Origin of the sequence: Methyloversatilis universalis FAM5 (assembly GCF_000214035.2) — a bacterium.
Lineage (GTDB): Bacteria > Pseudomonadota > Gammaproteobacteria > Burkholderiales > Rhodocyclaceae > Methyloversatilis > Methyloversatilis universalis.
Window position 1 is genome coordinate 1 of the sequence record NZ_AFHG01000046.1, and the last position, 350, is coordinate 350.

Consider the following 350-nt stretch of genomic DNA (forward strand, 5'->3'; position numbering starts at 1 on the left):
CGCGGCAGGGGGCGCAGCGCTCCTGAAACGGGCCTTGTCCTGATGCTGATGCGCAGGATTGAAGCATGTGCCGTGGGAGCGGCGCCTCGCCGCGATCCGGGCAGTGGTCAGGCGATGTCGGTCGATCTGCGGCCGCATCGCGGCGAGGGCGCCGCTCCCACTGGAGACCGGCGCGCTCTTCGCGGTTCGCGCGGCAGGGGGCGCAGCGCTCCTGAAACGGGCCTTGTCCTGATGCTGATGCGCAGGATTGAAGCATGTGCCGTGGGAGCGGCGCCTCGCCGCGATCCGGGCAGTGGTCAGGCGATGTCGGTCGATCTGCGGCCGCATCGCGGCGAGGGCGCCGCTCCCAC

At 71.4% G+C, this 350-nt stretch carries 1 pseudogene; it reads left to right on the forward strand.

The features are described 5' to 3' along the window. Positions 1-114: 114 nt before the first annotated feature. Positions 115-350 (forward strand): annotated as a pseudogene (locus METUNV1_RS19880) (hypothetical protein); the annotation flags it as partial.